Genomic DNA, 16,689 nt, shown 5'->3' on the forward strand with positions numbered 1-16,689 from the left:
AGGGCAGAGGCTCTCGGGCCCGCCGTAGACTCGTGCGCGTGCATATCGGGTTCTTCGGCGGGCTTGGCGTCGATGACGGCACGGTCGCGGGGACCATGCAGCAGGCGCTGCTCTTCCGCCTCGCGATCGACGCGGGCACCGTCGTCAGCACGCGCTCCCTGGTCGAGGACCTGTGGCCGGATGCCCCGCCCGAGAACTCCCGGGCGGCGCTGCAGTCGATCGTGTCCCGGCTCCGCGCGCAGCTGCCGCCCGGCGCCATCGCCTCGGAGTCCGGCGGCTACCGCCTCGCGGTCGCCCGCGAGGACGTCGACGTCCTCGCCTTCCAGGACCTCGTGGCGGCCGCCTCCGCCGAGGGCGATCCCGCGCTCGCCACGCGTGCTCTCGCCGAGTGGCGGGGCGAGCCGTGGCATCCCGAGGGCTTCGAGTGGTTCGGCGCGGAACTGCTGGCCGACCGCGCCCGTGCGCTCGACCTCGGGGGAGCGGTGCTGCCGCCCGTGCACGAACTGCCGGCAGCGCTGACCGACCTCGTCGGCCGGGAGGCCGATCTGGCGCTGGTGCGCTCCCAACTGGCGGTCAACCGGCTCGTGACGATCATCGGCCCGGGCGGTGCTGGCAAGACGAGCCTCGCGCTCGCCGTCGCCCGGCAGCGCGAGCACGCCCTGTTCGTGGAGCTCGCGCCGGTGGCCGACGGCGAGGTGTGGCCGGCGGTGCTCGGCGCCTCCGGCCGGGACCTCCGGCTGGGTGAGGCTCCGACCTCCGTCGGCACGGCGGAGCGCGTGATCGGGGCGCTCGGCGGCCGCGACCTCCTGCTCGTCCTCGACAACTGCGAGCACCTTGTCGCCGAGGCTGCGCACCTCGTCTCCGAGCTGCTGCGCGCCCTCCCGCGGCTGCGGGTGCTGGCGACGAGCCGCGAGCCCCTGGGCGTGGTGGGCGAGGCCTTCGTCGCGATCGGCGCCCTCGACCGCGTCGACGCCCTCGAGCTGTTCGAGCGGCGAACGATCGCCGCCCGCGGCCACGGGCTCGACGCCGACGAGCTGCGCACCGCCTCCGTGGTGTGCGACAGGCTCGACCGGCTCGCTCTCGCGATCGAGCTCGCGGCCGCCCGGCTGCGCACCATGACCCTCGCCGAGCTCGCCTCGGGCCTCGACGACCGCTTCACCCTGCTCGCCAGCGGGCCGCGCTCGGCACTGCCGCGCCACCAGACACTGTGGTCGCTCATCGACTGGAGCTGGGAGCTGCTCGACGACGACGAGCGGCACGCCCTGTGCGCGCTCTCGGTGTTCCCGGCGGGCGTCGCCGTGGATGCCGGTCTGGCGGGCGAGCTCGAGCTGCGTCCGGACATCTTCGACCTCCTCGTCGACAGGTCTCTCGTGCAGCGGTTGCAGGGCAGGTTCCGCACCCTCGAGACGATCCGCGAGTTCGGGATCGAGCGGCTCGCCCAGGACGGCGAGCTCGCGAGCGCCCGGGAGCAGCAGGCGCGGTTCATGGCGGAGGCCGCCGTGGTGCACGATGCGATGCTGCGCGGCGCGGGCATCCACGAGGCCATTGCGTGGTTCGACGCCGAGGAAGACAACATGCTCGCGGCTCTGCGGTACGCCGTGGATGACCCGCTGCCGGCGACGGCCGTACGCCTCGCCGCGGCCTCGGGCTGGTACTGGACGGTGCGCGACCGGCATCTCGACGCGATCTCGTGGTTCGACCAGGTGCAGCCGCTCATCGGCGACGACGAGAGCGACGAAGCGCAGATCGTCACCCTGATGGGCCATCTCAGCCGCGCCTTCACGGGCGACACCGCGTGGAACGACCCGAGCGTGCAGGAGCAGCGGTCGCGCGACGCGCTGGCCGTCTCGGCGATCGAGCCGGTCGGCGCCGGCGGCCACGAGCTGCTCCAGGTGCTCGCGCCGCTGCTGCTCGCCTTCGGGGCCTCTCTCGGGAACGAGACCTGGCCGTACCTCGTGGACGTCCCTGACGGCGACGAGCTCGGGCTCGACGAATGGCCGACCGCCATCCTGCACGTGATGCGCGCGGCGCTCGCGGAGAACCGGGGGGACGTCGCGATCGAGGGCGAGGCCTCGGCGAAGGCGCTCGCCATGTTCGAGAGGATCGGCGACCAGTGGGGGCTCGCCCTCGCGCGGCAGATCCGCTCGGAGTGGCTGAGCCTGAGCGGAAGGCTCGAGGAGGCCCTCGCCATGACCGACCTGTCGTCGGCGGGGATGCGGGACATCACCTCCGCGCAGGACGCCCTCCAGCAGCAGGGGCTCTCGCTCACGCTGCTCCTGCGGCTCGGCCGCGCCGAGGAGGCCCAGGTGCGCGTTCAGCAGATGCTCGACGCCGCGCACGCGGACGGCGGCTCCCGTCTGATCGTGCAGGCCACGACGCTCGCGGCGACGGTCGCCCTGGCGCGCGACGACCTCGGCACGGCCCGCGCGCACCTCGCCCGCGTCGACGAGCTCACCCCGGACTGGCCGGCGATCTACCCGCAGCTGCTCGCCTCGATCGAGCTCACCCGCGGCTGCATCCTGCTGCGGGAGGGGCGGCTCGACGACTCCCTCACCGCGATGAGGGCGAGCGCGGAGATCGGGCTGGCGAGCGGCGACCACCCGATCATCGCGCAGGTCGCGCTCGGCTTCGGCGAGCTCGCGGTCGCGCGCGGCGACCTGGACGAGGCGTTCCGCGCGCTCGAGCTGGCGGCGGCGATCCGGGGCGTGCTGGAGTCCGCCGACCCGCGCGTGGCAGGCATCCTCGCGGCGATCGGCGACGACCGGAAGCGGGAGCTCGCCGAAGCGAGCTCCCGCCCGGTCGCAATCGAGGGACTGCGCGAGCTCCTGAGCTAGATCTTCTTGCGGTACGCCCAGGTGGCGAGCGGGAAGAAGACGGCGACGAGCACGACGCACGAGGCGAGCACCCACAGCACCTCGTGGCCGAGGGTTGATCCGGGGGCCATGTACTCGGCGCCCGAGATCAGCCCGCGCATCGCCTCGATGAGGTGGGTCACGGGGTTGATCGAGACCCAGCCCTGCAGCCAGGTCGGCAGCGTGTCGGCCGGCACGAAGGTGGACGAGCCGAACGTGAGCGGGAACACGATCAGGAAGGACAGGCCCTGCACGGCGCCGGAGCTGCGCGCGAGCATCCCGATCAGAACCGACACCCAGCACAGGCTGACCGCGAACAGGATCAGGAGGCCGACCCCCGCCAGCACGGAGTACCACTCCGTGTGGGTGCGGAAGCCGATGAGGGTGCCGAACGCGATGGTCACCGCGATCGCGATGACGTGGCGGATGATGTCGCCGCCGACCGCGCCGAGCAGGGGCGCCGAGCGCGAGATGGGCAGGGAGCGGAACCTGTCGAACACGCCCTTCTGGATGTCGGTGTTCAGGTTCACGCCGATGGTGAGGGACGTGAACATGATCGTCTGCACGATGATGCCGGGCAGCACGAACGGGAGGTAGTCCTCGGTGTTGCCCGCCACGGCACCGCCGAAGATGAACACGAAGAGGACAGTCATGATGATCGGCTGGAGGGTGACGTCGATGAACTGCTCCGGGTTGCGGAACATCTTCGTCACACTGCGCTTGGCGAGGATGAGCGAGTCGCGGATCATGCTGCAACCTCCGTTCCGTCGGTGTTCTCGGTGTGCCCGGTGAGCGAGTAGAAGACCTCGTCGAGGCTGGGCAGCCGCAGCGAGAGCTCGGTGACGGCGATCTTCTCGGCGGCGAGCCGGCCCACGACGGTGGTGAGCGCGTCGTCGCCGAGCACGGGCACCGAGACGAGATCGGGCGCGGGATGCTCGGGCTCGCGCGTCCCGACGGCGGCGAGCATCGCGGTGACGCGGTCGATGTCCGAGAGCAGCACGGGCCGCACCTCGAGCGTCTGACCGCCCACCTGGCGCTTGAGGCCCTGCGGAGTGTCGTGCGCGATCACCCTGCCGTGGTCGATCACGGTGATCTGGTTCGCGAGCGCGTCGGCCTCCTCGAGGTACTGGGTGGTGAGCAGCACCGTGGTGCCCTGCTTGATGAGCACGCGGATCATTCCCCACACGTCATCGCGCTTGGCGGGGTCGAGGCCCGTGGTCGGCTCGTCGAGGAAGACGACCTGCGGCCGGCCGATGAGCGACGCCGCGAGGTCGAGGCGCCGGCGCATCCCGCCGGAGTAGGTCTTGGTCAGGCGGCCCGCCGCGTCGGAGAGGTCGAACTCCTCGAGCAGCTCCTTCGCGCGCGCCTTCGCCTGCGCCGTGCTCAGGTCGAGCAGCTGCCCGATCATGACGAGGTTCTGGGTGCCGGTCAGGTCTTCGTCGACGCTCGCGTACTGGCCGGTGAGGCCGATCGTGCGGCGGACGTTCTTGGAGTCATGGACGACGTCAAAGCCCGCGACTGTCGCGGTACCGCCGTCGGGGCGGAGGAGGGTGGCGAGGATGCGCACGGCCGTGGTCTTGCCCGCGCCGTTCGGGCCGAGCACGCCGAGCACGGTGCCCTGCTCGACTTCGAGGTCGATGCCTGCGAGCGCCTGCGTCTTTCCGAATCGTTTGGTGAGGCCGTGGGCCTCGATGATCTTGGGTGTCATGGTTCGAGTGTGCAGCTGCCCGCTGTCGCGGCGCTGTCGCCCGCTGTCAGCGCTGTTTCCCGAGGTTCACTACTCTGTCAGGCACGAGTTCTAGTCCGGAGGAGGGCGCAGGGGATGCTCGTCGAGCGTGAGGCGGAACTCGCGCAGCTCCGTGCCGCCGTGGGCACGGGCGCGCTCCTCGCGGTCACCGGCCCGCCCGGCATCGGCAAGAGCAGCCTGCTGCGCACGATCGCCGCCGAGGCCCGCGACCGCGGCACCGTGCTCTCCGCGGTGGGGACCCGCATCGGCGCGGGCGTTGCGCACGGCATCCTGCACCAGTTGTTCCTGCCGCTCGCCCGTGCGGCAGAGGCCGGCGCGCCGCCGTTCGACGGCCCCGGCTCGGTGCTGCAGGAGCTCGTGCTGCGGGGCCGGGTTCCGGCGGACGGCGTCGCGATCGCGTACGCGGTGCACTGGACGCTGTCGAGCCTCGCGCGCTCGGGGCCCGTACTGCTCGTGATCGACGACGTGCAGTGGGCAGACCGCGTGAGCGCGGACGTGTTCGCGCAGGTCGCCGCCCTTCTCGCCGCGGACCCGGTGACGATCCTCCTCGGTGCGCGGGAGACCGCGTGGGAGGCAGTCGGGGGCGCGGCGGAGCTCGTGTCGATGGCCGGCACCGTGGTCCGGCCACGGCCGCTCAGCGCCCGCGGGATCGGAGAGCTCATCGGCGCCGGGTCGGCCGAGAGCGAGCGGGTGCGCGAGCTCAGCGGGGGCATCCCGTTCTACATCGCGGAGCTCGCGGGACTGCTGGCGGCGGGGGAGGAGCTGGGGCCTCCGCCGCGCGTGATCGAGTCCGTCATGGCGCGCCTGGAGGCGCTGGGGCCCGGCGCCCGCGACGTGGCTCGCGCGGTGTGCGTCCTGGGGCCCGAGGCGCGGTTCGGTGTCGTCGGCAGGCTCGCGCGGGTTACGGAGGACGAGCTCGACGGGCTCGCCCGCATCCTCGTGGCGGAGGGGATCCTCGGGGCCGACAGCTCGGAGCCGGCGCTCGTGACCGCACACCCGCTGGTCGCGGACGCGGTGCTCGCCGGAACCGGCACGGTGCGCCTCGCCGCCCTCAGGGCCGCGGCCGCCGAGATCCTCCACGAGGAGGGCACTCCCGCACCGCGCGTGGCTGCACAGCTGCTGCTCACCGAGCCCGGCCAGGGGCCGTGGCAGCTCGGCATCCTGCGGGAGGCCGCCGTGGAGGCGCTCTCCTCGGGGGCGTTCGCCGGCGCTGTGGAGCTGCTCGAGCGCGCCCTGCTCGAGCCCTCGCCCTCGGACTGGCGTAGCTCGGACGTACTGGGCCTCCTCGGCAGCGCCCACTTCGGACTGGGCAGCGGTGCCGCTGCCGCCGCGGCATGGCGGAAGGGCTTGGAGTACCTCGGGCCCGTCGAGCGAGGACGGCGCATGGTCGACATCGGTGACGCGCTGTACCTCGCCGCGGACTACCCGGCCGCCGAGGAGGCCTACCGCGCCGGCGTCGAGCTGCTCGACCGCGCGGGGCTGGACCGGGCATCCCCCGACGCACTGGACGGGGCGGCGCGGTACGCGACCGCGCGCCTCACAGTGGAGCCGATGGCGGCGGCGGTGCCGCTCGAGGTTCTGCAGGCGGTCCTTGCCCGGGAGACCGACGGGCAGGAGGAGCGGCGCTTCCTGGCGACCGCGGCAATCTCGGCCCACACCCGCCAGGAGTGGTCGCTCGACCCGGGGATGCTCGCCGAGCGCGCATACGGCGGCGGCGCGTTCTCGGTGGCAGGCTTCGCGGACGACCCGACCACCTACCTCCTGAGCGGCTCGCTGTACCTCGTCGGCCGCTACGACGACGCCCTTGAGCTGCTCGGGCGCGCCGTGGAGGATGCCCGCGGGCGCAACCGGCTGGCGAGCGAGGTCTCGGCGCGCGGCGTGCGCGGGCCGATCCGCATGCTCGCCGGAGACCTTCGAGCGGGCATCGAGGATCTCGAGGTGGCCGTGAACCTCGGGCGCCTGAGCCCGTGGCTGTACCACGTGCTGGCGTCGGCGCTGCTCATCAGGTTCTCGATCGCGGCGGGGGAGGTGGATGCCGCGGCCGCCGTTGCGAAGAGCCTCGAGCACCTCGACCTGCCGCCGGCCCACCGCGCCGTCTGGCTGCTCGGCCGCGCGGAGCACGCCCTCGCGACCGGAGCCCCGGAGGAGGCGACGCGGCTCGCCGCCGAGTCCCGGCGGCTTGACCCGGAGGGCGGCTTCGCCTGGACGTTCAGCTGGCGGGGCGTGCTCGCCGCCGCAGCGCTCGACCTCGGCGACCCTGCTCGTGCCGCCGAGCTCAACGCGGAGGAGCGCGAGCTGCTCGAGCGCCGTCGGATACCCCGGCCCGCGCACCTGGACGCCGAGCTGCTGCGCTCCAGGCTGCTCGAGCCACCGCAGGCGCGTGCCGCCCTCGGAGCCTACTTCGACTCCCTCCCGGCCGAGCACCGCTGGCAGCGCGCGCGCATCGCGGAGCGGATGGCCGAGCTGGAGATCGCCGTGGGGGACGTCGACGCGGCGCAGTCCCACCTCCTGCTCGCCCTGGCCTGCGCCCTCGAGCAGGGGATCGAGTCCCTCGAGCGGCGCGCGCGTGCCGCCCTCAAGTCGATCGGGCGGGAGCCGATCCCCAGCGCGATGGAGCGCAGGAAGCAGTCCCTGACGGCCGCGGAGCTCCGGGTCGCGCTGCGCGCGATCTCCGGGCTGAGCAACCGCGAGGTCGCGCGCGAGCTGTTCGTCACGCCGAAGACCGTCGAGTTCCACCTCGCCCGGATCTTCCGCAAGCTGGGCGTCGGCTCTCGGCAGGAGCTCGCTGCCGCCTTCCGCGACAGCGACTGAGCGATTGAGACGGGGCGGGCCGTCGGGGAACGGCCCACCCCGCTCTCTCGCGCCACAGGGCTGGCCGAGAGCCGGTGGTGCCTAGCTGGCGACCTGGAAGGAGCCGATGACGTTCTGCAGCACTGTCGACTTGTCGAAGTCGGACACGAGCTGGAGGACCACCGCGACGAGGCTGGATCCCGTGCCGTCGGTCGCGGTCAGCACGTAGTAGTCCGCGCCGCCGCTGCCCCCGCAGCCCGTCCAGCTGTTGTACTTGCCCACGTACAGGCCGTCGTCGTAGCTCTGCGCCACATCCACGGGGGTGCACTCCGCGTCAATCCCGCTCGAGAGCAGGGTGAGGGCGGCGTCCACCGTCATGGCCGTGGCCGCGGTGGCCCCCACGCTCACGCCCGGGGTGCCCCAGCTCGTGCTGAAGCCCGAGCTGTCCGGGGTCGCGGTCACCGACACCCAGGAGTTGCCCTGCTGGTCGGTGAAGCCCGCGCCGTCGACATCAGCCCAGGTGTTCGGCACCGAGACCGACACGGTGCCGCTGTCGTCGGTCACGGTCACGAACGACCCGACAGCCTCCTGGTTCCCGCCCAGCACGCCGGTCGCGGTCACCTCGAGCTCGCTGCCGTTGAGCTGCCCGTCGAGCAGCTCGTCGGTGGACGGGCGGTACACGCTCACGTCGATCGTGGCGTCGACGCCCTGGGTGCGGATCACCTGGCAGTAGTCCTCGAGCGTCCCGCGGGCGCCGAGCGTGATGCCCGCCAGGCTGAGGAGCACGTCGCCGGCCTCGATGCCCGCCTTGTCGGCCGGGCCGCCCGCCTGCAGGGACGACACCCAGATCCCGTTCGGCGTGCCGTCCTCCTCCGGGGCCATCGCCTGCGCGTTGATCCCGAGCGAGAGCACGGGCTTGCCCGCCTTGAGGTCGTCGATCACGGCGAGCGCCTCGTCGCGGTGGATCGCGTAGTTGTAGTCGAGCTCGTCGTCGCCCGCGTAGTTGATCCCGACCACGCGGCCGTTGTCAGCCACGAGCGGGCCGCCCGAGTTGCCGCCGCGGATGCGGGCGTCGTGCTCGATCACGTGATCGAGCGACGCCCAGGAGTCATCCTGGGGCACGTCGGCCTTCGAGACGATTCCCCGGGTGAGCGTGAAGTTGGGGTCGCCCAGCGGGAAGCCCGCCGAGTAGACATCCAGCGCGGTCTTGATCTCGCCCTGGTACCAGCCCATGAACGGGTACGTGCCCTTGTCGAGCTGCACGACGGCCAGGTCGAGGCACTCCGAGGCGCCCAGAACCGTCGCGTTGTACTGCTTGTCGGTGTCGCCGCCGAGCCAGACCTTGAGCGTGCCGGCACCCACCACCACGTGGTTGTTGGTGAGGGCGATGCCGCTCGGGTCGATCAGGAAGCCGGAGCCGCGGCCGGCAGTCTCCGACGGCTGGGTCGTGCCGGGGTCGATGAACGTCCCTTGGGCCTGCAACTGGATGGTCGCCGACTGCACGTCCTCGAAGCTGACGGGGCTGGGGCCTCCGGCCGCGCACGAGGTGAGCGCTGTTGCTGCGATGGCGAGAGCCACGGCGCCCGCCGCGCGAGCGCGCAGGCGGGCATCCTTCTGTGCTGTGAACACGGTGTTCCTCCTGCGGCGGAGTGCACCTGACTCCGAACCGCACCCCAGTGTCGTGCCGGGCCGCCGCCCGACCGGAGTGCCGGGGACCCTAGTTCTCAAGGTCTGGGGTGGTCGTCGCGCTGCGGGCAGCCTGCGAGCCCGCTGTGCGATCGCCGTGCACTCGCGGTGCACCGGATGTGAAACGCGCACGCGTGAGCGCAGCGGGCGGATACTGAGGGCCGTCTGAACCGAAGGAGGCGCGGTGGGGCCTTTCCTTGCCGGAATTCGTGTGATCGGCGGCCCGCTGCCCGTGGTGCTCGAGGTGCTGGCCGCCCTTGCGGCGCTGGCCCTCGTACTCCGTCCCCTTCCGCGCGGCAGCCGGATGCGCTGGCTCGTGGTCGTCGTCGCGTCCGTGGTGATCGGTGCCGGGGCGGGGCTGCTGGCCTGCTGGGTGGTCGGGGATCTCGCGAACGCCTTCGACGTGACCCTCTCGCCGGTATCGCGCACGTGGGTGGCTGTCGCGTTCGCGGGGGTTGCGCTCGCCATCGCGAGCCTCGTCCGCACCCGCCCCTGGCGCCGGGCCGGGGCCGGGGCCGCCGCTGTCGTGTTCGCGCTGATGGGCGCGGTCGGGGTCAACGCCGATTTCGGGCAGTACCCGACACTGGCGAGCATGGTGGGCTACAGCTCGTTCCCCGACCTCCCCGCGAGTGCCGCCGCCGGCCAGCGCGCAGCCATCGGTTCGGCGCTCCCGGCGGACTGGACGCCGCCGGCAGACCTCCCGGCGAGCGGACTGGTGGGCGCCGTCACGATCCCCGCCACGGTCTCGCACTTCGCGGCCAGACAGGCCCTGGTCTACCTGCCGCCCGCCGCGCTCACGGCGCACCCGCCCGCCCTGCCCGTTCTCGTCATGCTCTCCGGGCAGCCCGGCAGCCCCGAGAACGTGTTCATCTCCGGCCATCTCGATAGCGTGCTCGACTCGTTCGCCGCTGATCACCACGGACTGGCGCCCATCGTCGTCGTGCCCGATCAGCTCAGCGCGCCGCAGACGAACCCGATGTGCGTCGACTCCGCCATCGGAGACTCTGCGACGTACCTCACCGTCGACGTCCCGGCGTGGATCAGGGCCAACCTCGGCGTGCAGGCCTCGCCCGCCGCGTGGGCGATCGGCGGCTTCTCGCAGGGCGGCACGTGCGCCATCCAGCTGGGCGCGGGGCATCCGGATGTCTTCGGCTCGATCTTCGACGTGTCGGGCGAGCTCGAGCCCAAGGTGGGCAGCCCCCAGGAGACCATCGACCAGGGCTTCGCGGGCGACGCCGCGGCGTACGAGGCGGCGAAGCCGCTGTCGCTGATCGCTGCGCACGGCCCCTACCGCGACACCGTCGCCGTCTTCGCCGCGGGCGCCCTCGACACGAAGTACACGCCCTGGGTGGCGACCGTCGCCGCCGCCGCGAAGGCGGCGGGGATGACCACGACAGTCCTCAGGTCGCCCGGCACCGCCCACGACTGGAGCACCGTGGCCTACGCCTACGAGCACGGGCTGCCGCTGCTCTTCACGCGATGGGGACTCGGCTCGTGAGCGCGTTCCTGCGCCGAGTGCCGTTCACGATCGCGCTCGTCGCACTGCTCGCCGCGCTCGCGGCCGTGACCGGGCCGATCACCGGCCCCTCTGCACTCGTGCGCCACGCGGTCGGGGTGGATCTGGCGGCTCTCGGGCGGCACCAGTGGTGGTCCCTCGTCACCGCCGACTTCTTCGTCGACAACGCGGCGCAGCTGGTCATCGTCCTGGTGGCCGCGGCGATCGGCGTGGGCGCGGCCGAACGGCTGATGGGCACCGGGCGGACGATCCTGGCCTTCGTCGTGACCGGCGTCGCCGCGTCCGCCATCGGGCTGGGGATCGAGGCGCTCGGTGTGCTGGCGGGGGAGTACTGGGCCGACGCGGTGCGCAACCTCGTCACGGTCGATCCGCTCGGCCCGATCCTGGGCACAGTCGCCGCAGCGAGTGCTTACGCGTCGGTGCTGTGGCGGCGCCGCATCCGGTTCGGGGTCGTCGCCTCGGTGGTGATGTTCCTGCTCTACTCGGGCCAGCCCTCCGACTTCTTCCGGCTCATCGCCGTGATCGCGGGCCTGGGTCTCGGCGCGGTCCTCACGCGGCGCCGTATCCGGCTTGAGCGCTGGACCAGCTCGCACCACGAGACGCGCGTGCTCCTCGCCGCCCTCACCGCGATCTTCGCGCTCGGGCCGGTCATCACGCTCGTCGCCCACGGCAGGTTCGGCCTCCTGTCGCCCCTAGGGGACTTCACCGCGGACGGCGTGCACGGGGCCCGGCCGGGGAGCCCGGCGTGCACTCTCGCGGAGTCGGGAGGCGCGTGCAGGGCGCTTCTCGCCGCACACTCCGGCCAGGGGGTCTCAGCGGTTGTGCTCGCGCTGCTGCCGCTCGCCGTTGTGCTCCTCGGCGCCTACGGGCTCGCGATCGGGCGTCGCGCCGCCGTGTACCTCGTCGCGACCGCCGCCGCCGCCAACGGGATTCTCGCGGCACTGTACTTCGGGGTCATCCCGGCACTGGGCTATGCCTCCCGGGTCGTCGACGAGGTGGGCGACTCGCCTGAGTACGGAGCGTGGCTCATCGCGAACGCGGTGATCCCGCTGGCGCTCGCCGCGCTCGTGCTCTCGCAGCGGCGGCACTTCCCGATCCGGTCGACGCCCGCCGCACGGCGCCGTTTCGTCGTGACGATGGGTGTCGCGACGGTGGCGACTGCGAGCGGCTACCTCGCCCTCGGGTCCCTGCTCGCCGCGCAGTTCCGGCCCGTGGTGGGCCTGCTCGACCTGCTCTCCGACCTGCCCGAGCGGTTCATCCCGCTCTCGTTCCTCCTGGCGGAGCGTCGCGACTTCGTGCCGGTGGGCTTTGCCGCCCGCCTCCTGTACCACGGCGTGGGGCCCCTGCTCTGGATCGTCCTGCTGTTCGCGGTCGTCGCCCTGCTGCGCGGCCGCCGCACGTCGCGCGAGCTCAGCGGCGATGCCGCGGCGTTCCGGGCGCTCGAGCGCTCTCGGGGGAGTTCGATGGACTTCCCCGGCACCTGGGCGGGCAACTCGTACTGGTTCGACGCCGAGCGCCGAATGGGCATCGCCTACCGCATCGCCAATGGGTGCGCGGTGACCACGGGGGATCCCGTGGGCGATCCGCGCGATCCGCGCGACTCGCTCGGGCAGTTCATCAGGTTCTGCGACGCCAACGCGTGGACGCCGGTCTTCTACAGCGTGCACGAGGAGTGGGCGGAACTTCTTGCCGAGTTCGGCTGGTCGTCGACCGTCGTGGCCGAGGAGACCGTCATCGACCCGTCGACGTTCGAGATGACCGGGAAGAAGTGGCAGGATGTCCGCTCCTCGGTCAACCGCGCGGCGCGCGAGGGTGTGCGCGTCAGCTGGTTGCACTGGCACGAACTGGGTGCGCGCACGGCGAACCAGATCGCCGAGATCTCAGAGCTCTGGGTGGTGGAGAAGAAGCTGCCCGAGCTGGGCTTCACCCTCGGCGGGCTGGACGAGCTCCGGGACCCGGACGTGCTGCTCGGCGTCGCCGCCGACGGCAGCGGCGCCGTGCAGGCCGTGACGAGCTGGCTGCCCACCTGGCGGGACGGCGTCCTGGTCGGCCGCACCCTCGACTTCATGCGGCGGCGCGCCGACGGTATGAACGGGGTCATGGAGTTCGTCATCGCCGAGGCCGCGGTGCGCGCCCAGCTCGACGGCCTGGAGTTCCTGAGCCTGTCGGGCGCCCCCCTCGCCATCGCTCCCTCTGACGAGAAGGGCGGCCCGCTCGAGCGGGTGCTCGGGATGCTCGGCCGCACGCTCGAGCCGGTGTACGGGTTCCGCTCCCTGCTCGCCTTCAAGCAGAAGTTCCAGCCCCGCCTCGTGCCGCTCGCGCTCGCGTATCCGGACGCGCTGTCGCTCCCGGCGATCGCCATCGCCCTCTCGCGCTGCTACCTCCCGAACCTCACCCTGCGCGAATCTGCGGCTCTGGTGCGCGGACTGCGCTAGCACGGTGCTACCCTGAAACTGTGTTCGGTCTGCTTCTTCTTAGCTGCCGCGACGAGTCCTAACCTCAGGCCTCACTCGTCGCGGCCTCTGCTGACTCATAGCGGCATCGTTGGCCTGGATCTCACATCCACCAGACGAAAGAACAGTCCATGAAGAACACACAGTCGGCTTCTGCAATGCCGATCCACAAGTACCGCCCGTACCACGAGCAGTTGAACGTCGACCTGCCCGACCGCACCTGGCCCTCCCGGCGCATCACAGAGGCGCCGCGCTGGTGCGCCGTCGACCTCCGCGACGGCAACCAGGCCCTCATCGACCCGATGAGCCCCGAGCGCAAGCGCATCATGTTCGACCTGCTCGTGAAGATGGGATACAAGGAGATCGAGGTCGGGTTCCCGTCTGCATCCCAGACCGACTTCGACTTCGTGCGGTCCCTCATCGAGGAGGACCTCATCCCCGACGACGTGCGCATCCAGGTGCTCACCCAGGCGCGCGAGGAGCTGATCAACCGCACCTACGAGTCGATCAAGGGCGCCAAGCAGGCGATCGTGCACCTGTACAACTCGACGAGCGTGCTGCAGCGCGACGTGGTGTTCCGCACCGACAAGCAGGGCATCATCGACATCGCCCTGAACGGCGCGCGGCTGTGCAAGGCCGCCGAGCCCATCGCGGCGGGCACGACGATCTACTACGAGTACTCGCCGGAGAGCTACACGGGCACGGAGCTCGAGTTCGCTGTCGACGTCTGCAACCAGGTGCTCGAGGTGTTCGAGCCGACGCCCGAGCGCAAGGTCATCATCAACCTCCCGGCCACGGTCGAGATGGCGACTCCGAACGTCTACGCCGACTCGATCGAGTGGATGTCCCGCCACCTCGCCCATCGCGAGAACGTCATCCTGTCGCTGCACCCGCACAACGACCGCGGCACGGCCATCGCCGCCGCCGAGCTCGGCTACATGGCGGGCGCCGACCGGATCGAGGGCTGCCTCTTCGGCAACGGGGAGCGCACCGGCAATGTCGACCTCGTCGCCCTCGGCATCAACCTGTTCACGCAGGGCATCGACCCGCAGATCGACTTCAGCGACCTCGACGAGGTCAAGCGCACGGCCGAGTACTGCAACCAGCTGCCCGTGCCCGAGCGCAGCCCGTGGGCCGGCGACCTCGTCTACACCGCGTTCAGCGGTTCGCACCAGGACGCCATCAAGAAGGGCTTCGAGGCCATGGAGGCCGACGCGCGCAGCAAGGGCGTCTCGGTCGACGACCTGCTCTGGGCCGTGCCCTACCTGCCCGTCGACCCGAAGGACCTGGGCCGCGGCTACGAGGCCGTCGTCCGCGTCAACTCGCAGTCCGGCAAGGGCGGCGTCGCGTACCTGCTCAAGGCTGACCACGCGCTCGACCTGCCGCGCAAGCTGCAGATCGAGTTCAGCGCCGTCGTCCAGCACAAGACCGACGCCGAGGGCGGCGAGGTCACGAGCGACCAGATCTGGGAGATCTTCCACGACGAGTACCTGCCCGCTCACGTCGAGTCCGACAAGTGGGGGCGGTTCGAGCTGCACTCCACCGCGACATCCAGCGACCTGTCGGGGTCGACGGAGCTGCAGGTCAGGCTGCGCGTCGGCGAGGAGGTGCTGGCGGCGACGGGGACGGGCAACGGGCCTATCGCCGCGTTCCTCGCGATCATGGAGAGCCACGGCATCGACGTGAAGCTCTACGACTACGTCGAGCACGCGCTGTCGGCGAGCGGGGATGCCCTCGCCGCCGCCTACGTGGAGCTCAGCGTCAACGGCAAGCGGCTGTGGGGCGTCGGTATCGACGCGGACATCTCGACGGCGTCGCTCAAGGCCGTGGTCTCCGCGGTCAACCGCGCCGTGCGCACGGAGGCCGGCGACCGCGAGCTCATCTCCGCCGGCTGAGCACCGCACCGTAGCGAACCGCGCGCTACGGGCATCCGGAGCCCCTCCTTGCCGAAAATGCAGGACTTCCGGATGCCCGTGCGCGCGATCGCGCCTTACCTGCCGCTGTGCGCCCCGAAGTCCTGCATTTTCGTTCGCCCGCAGCTCGTCACGGCAGCAGCACGAGCTTGCCGCGCACCGCACCCGTGGAGATGTGCCGCAGGGCGGCGGCCGCCTCGTCGAGGCGGTACGTGCGGTCGACGGTAGGTACCACGGTGGCAGCGGCGAGGTGGTCGGCGACCTCCTGGAGCGCGGCGGGTGTCGTGCGAGCGACGAAGGTCACGAACTTCTGCCCGGAGAACGGCGCGACGACGAGCTGCCGCTGCATCCCGCCCAGGATCTGCCCGCCGCCCTCGCCGCCCACGAACACGAGGGTGCCCGACGGGGCGAGCAGCGCCCGCAGCTCCCGCACCGGCCGCCGTCCGCCGACGTCGAGGATGACGTCGTACATTCCGTCGAGCGGCTCGGTGCGGTAGTCGATGACCCGGCCAGCGCCGAGGGATGCGGCGAACGCCGGGTCGCTCGTCGCGGCCGTGACCTCGGCGCCGAGCGCGCGCGCGACCTGCACCGCGAGGTGCCCCACGCCGCCCCCAGCGCCGAGCACCAGAACGCGAGTGCCGGCGGCGGCGCGGCTGCGGAGGGCGTCGAACGCCGTGATGGTCGAGGTCGGTGCAGCTGCAGCCTGCTCCCAACTGACGGTGGCGGGTTTCGCGACCAGTAGCCGCTCCGCCGTGAGAGCCTTCTCGGCGAAGGATCCGCGCACGATGCCGAAGACCTCGTCTCCGGGGCTGAAGCGCGTGACGCCCTCGCCGACGGCCTCGACGACGCCCGCTGCATCCATGCCGAGCTGCGGGTCCTTCGGGCGGCGCACGCCGAAGGCGAGCCGGGCGAGGCGGGGCAGTCCGGTCATGACGTGCCACGCGCCGCGGTCGACGCCGGCCGCTCGGATGCGCACCAGCACCTCCCCGGCCGCGGGAACGGGGTCGGGCAGGTCGGCGTGCTCGAGCACCGACTCGTCGCCGTAGGTGTGGCGGACTATGGCTTTCATGATTCCTCCGGGTACTGGAACACGTCGTCGAGCGGGACGCCGAAGACGCGGGCGATCTGGAATGCCATCTCGAGCGAGGGGGAGTAGCGCCCCTGCTCGATCGCGATGACGGTCTGGCGGGTGACGCCGATGCGGTCCGCGAGGTCGGCCTGTGTCATCTCGCCGTGGGTGAACCGCAGGGTGCGGATCGAGTTGGTGACGCTCGTGGGCTTCACCATGCGCCGACGATGCCCCTGCGGTAGGCGACGATCTTGGCAATCGCGGCGACGATGGCGGAGAGGATGAACGCGAGGAACAGCACGTTGGCGATCCAGAAGTAGTCCCACTCCAGGAGCGCCATGACCAGCGCCGCGAGCGCGCCGGCCACGAGGAATCCGTGCCCCACCGTCTCGCCGAAGCGGTAGAACTCGCGGTCGCGCTGGTCCGTCTTGCGGTTGCGCGAGGTCATGCCGACTCCGATGTGGATGACGATCGACGCGATGATCGAGCCGCCGATGGTCCACAGCATGGTGGGCACGTACGGCGTCTCGGTGAGCGGCATGTCGGCGGCCTGGCCGAGCGTGATGGCCGCGTAGACGGCGAGGGCCACGACGGCCAGCACCCCCATGACCCAGGCGCTCTTCTCTTCGTATGACACTGTTCCTCCGATGTAAAGAAAGCTTG

The 16,689-nt window shown here is 71.6% G+C and carries 11 protein-coding genes; 5 read left to right on the forward strand and 6 right to left on the reverse strand.

Translation table 11 applies throughout. From position 1 onward, the window contains the following. Positions 1 to 38 precede the first annotated feature (38 nt). Complete coding sequence (locus AC1RTC_RS02320) at positions 39 to 2,834, forward strand: AfsR/SARP family transcriptional regulator (protein WP_493153841.1); 2,796 nt, start codon at positions 39 to 41, stop codon at positions 2,832 to 2,834. On the opposite strand, the gene AC1RTC_RS02325 is transcribed toward AC1RTC_RS02320, so the two are convergent. Further along, the gene (locus AC1RTC_RS02325; RefSeq protein ID WP_493153842.1) at positions 2,831 to 3,601 is read right to left on the reverse strand and encodes an ABC transporter permease; all 771 of its coding nucleotides are present in this window, start codon (positions 3,599 to 3,601) and stop codon (positions 2,831 to 2,833) included. The two genes, AC1RTC_RS02320 and AC1RTC_RS02325, sit on opposite strands and share 4 nt — an antisense overlap. After that, a complete protein-coding gene (locus tag AC1RTC_RS02330) occupies positions 3,598 to 4,560 on the reverse strand; it encodes an ATP-binding cassette domain-containing protein (RefSeq protein ID WP_493153843.1) in 963 nt (320 codons plus the stop codon). Before AC1RTC_RS02330 ends, AC1RTC_RS02325 begins: the two co-directional genes overlap by 4 nt. Before the next feature lie 114 nt (positions 4,561 to 4,674). Between AC1RTC_RS02330 and AC1RTC_RS02335 the strand changes: the two genes are divergently transcribed. Further along, on the forward strand, positions 4,675 to 7,410 hold the full coding sequence (locus AC1RTC_RS02335) for a helix-turn-helix transcriptional regulator (RefSeq protein ID WP_493153844.1): 2,736 nt from the start codon (positions 4,675 to 4,677) through the stop codon (positions 7,408 to 7,410). Between the two features lie 81 nt (positions 7,411 to 7,491). Here AC1RTC_RS02335 and AC1RTC_RS02340 read toward each other — a convergent pair whose 3' ends face one another. Next, a complete protein-coding gene (locus AC1RTC_RS02340; protein WP_493153845.1) occupies positions 7,492 to 9,018 on the reverse strand; it encodes a S1C family serine protease in 1,527 nt (508 codons plus the stop codon). A gap of 241 nt (positions 9,019 to 9,259) precedes the next feature. Here AC1RTC_RS02340 and AC1RTC_RS02345 point away from each other — a divergent pair, with 241 nt between their 5' ends. The 3 genes from AC1RTC_RS02345 to leuA all read left to right on the forward strand — a co-directional run bounded on the left by AC1RTC_RS02345 (position 9,260) and on the right by leuA (position 14,939). Beyond that, on the forward strand, positions 9,260 to 10,573 hold the full coding sequence (locus tag AC1RTC_RS02345; protein WP_493153846.1) for an alpha/beta hydrolase: 1,314 nt from the start codon (positions 9,260 to 9,262) through the stop codon (positions 10,571 to 10,573). Further along, on the forward strand, positions 10,570 to 13,026 hold the full coding sequence (locus tag AC1RTC_RS02350; protein ID WP_493153847.1) for a bifunctional lysylphosphatidylglycerol flippase/synthetase MprF: 2,457 nt from the start codon (positions 10,570 to 10,572) through the stop codon (positions 13,024 to 13,026). The genes AC1RTC_RS02345 and AC1RTC_RS02350 overlap by 4 nt, the downstream gene beginning before the upstream one ends. A 149-nt stretch (positions 13,027 to 13,175) precedes the next feature. Then, positions 13,176 to 14,939 (forward strand): 2-isopropylmalate synthase, encoded by a 1,764-nt coding sequence (gene leuA / locus AC1RTC_RS02355; RefSeq protein WP_493153848.1) that lies wholly within the window; start codon positions 13,176 to 13,178, stop codon positions 14,937 to 14,939. 148 nt (positions 14,940 to 15,087) lie between these two features. On the opposite strand, the gene AC1RTC_RS02360 is transcribed toward leuA, so the two are convergent. Genes AC1RTC_RS02360 through AC1RTC_RS02370 form a run of 3 tightly spaced genes read right to left on the reverse strand, consistent with a single transcriptional unit; the run spans position 15,088 to position 16,663 of the window. After that, positions 15,088 to 16,026 (reverse strand): NAD(P)-dependent alcohol dehydrogenase, encoded by a 939-nt coding sequence (locus AC1RTC_RS02360; protein ID WP_493153849.1) that lies wholly within the window; start codon positions 16,024 to 16,026, stop codon positions 15,088 to 15,090. Next, positions 16,023 to 16,244 (reverse strand): helix-turn-helix transcriptional regulator, encoded by a 222-nt coding sequence (locus AC1RTC_RS02365; RefSeq protein ID WP_493153850.1) that lies wholly within the window; start codon positions 16,242 to 16,244, stop codon positions 16,023 to 16,025. Before AC1RTC_RS02365 ends, AC1RTC_RS02360 begins: the two co-directional genes overlap by 4 nt. Next, on the reverse strand, positions 16,238 to 16,663 hold the full coding sequence (locus AC1RTC_RS02370; RefSeq protein ID WP_493153851.1) for a hypothetical protein: 426 nt from the start codon (positions 16,661 to 16,663) through the stop codon (positions 16,238 to 16,240). The genes AC1RTC_RS02365 and AC1RTC_RS02370 overlap by 7 nt, the downstream gene beginning before the upstream one ends. Positions 16,664 to 16,689 lie beyond the last annotated feature (26 nt).

This window comes from Rhodoglobus sp. GW821-FHT12B09, from assembly GCF_058809925.1.

Excerpts from the sequence above, each read along its gene's own strand:
- AC1RTC_RS02330 (WP_493153843.1), bottom strand. The coding sequence starts at position 4,560 with ATGACACCCAAGATCATCGAGGCCCACGGCCTCACCAAACGATTCGGA.
- AC1RTC_RS02335 (WP_493153844.1), top strand. The coding sequence starts at position 4,675 with ATGCTCGTCGAGCGTGAGGCGGAACTCGCGCAGCTCCGTGCCGCCGTG.
- AC1RTC_RS02360 (WP_493153849.1), bottom strand. The coding sequence starts at position 16,026 with ATGAAAGCCATAGTCCGCCACACCTACGGCGACGAGTCGGTGCTCGAG.
- AC1RTC_RS02325 (WP_493153842.1), bottom strand. The coding sequence starts at position 3,601 with ATGATCCGCGACTCGCTCATCCTCGCCAAGCGCAGTGTGACGAAGATG.
- AC1RTC_RS02365 (WP_493153850.1), bottom strand. The coding sequence starts at position 16,244 with ATGGTGAAGCCCACGAGCGTCACCAACTCGATCCGCACCCTGCGGTTC.
- leuA (WP_493153848.1), top strand. The coding sequence starts at position 13,176 with ATGAAGAACACACAGTCGGCTTCTGCAATGCCGATCCACAAGTACCGC.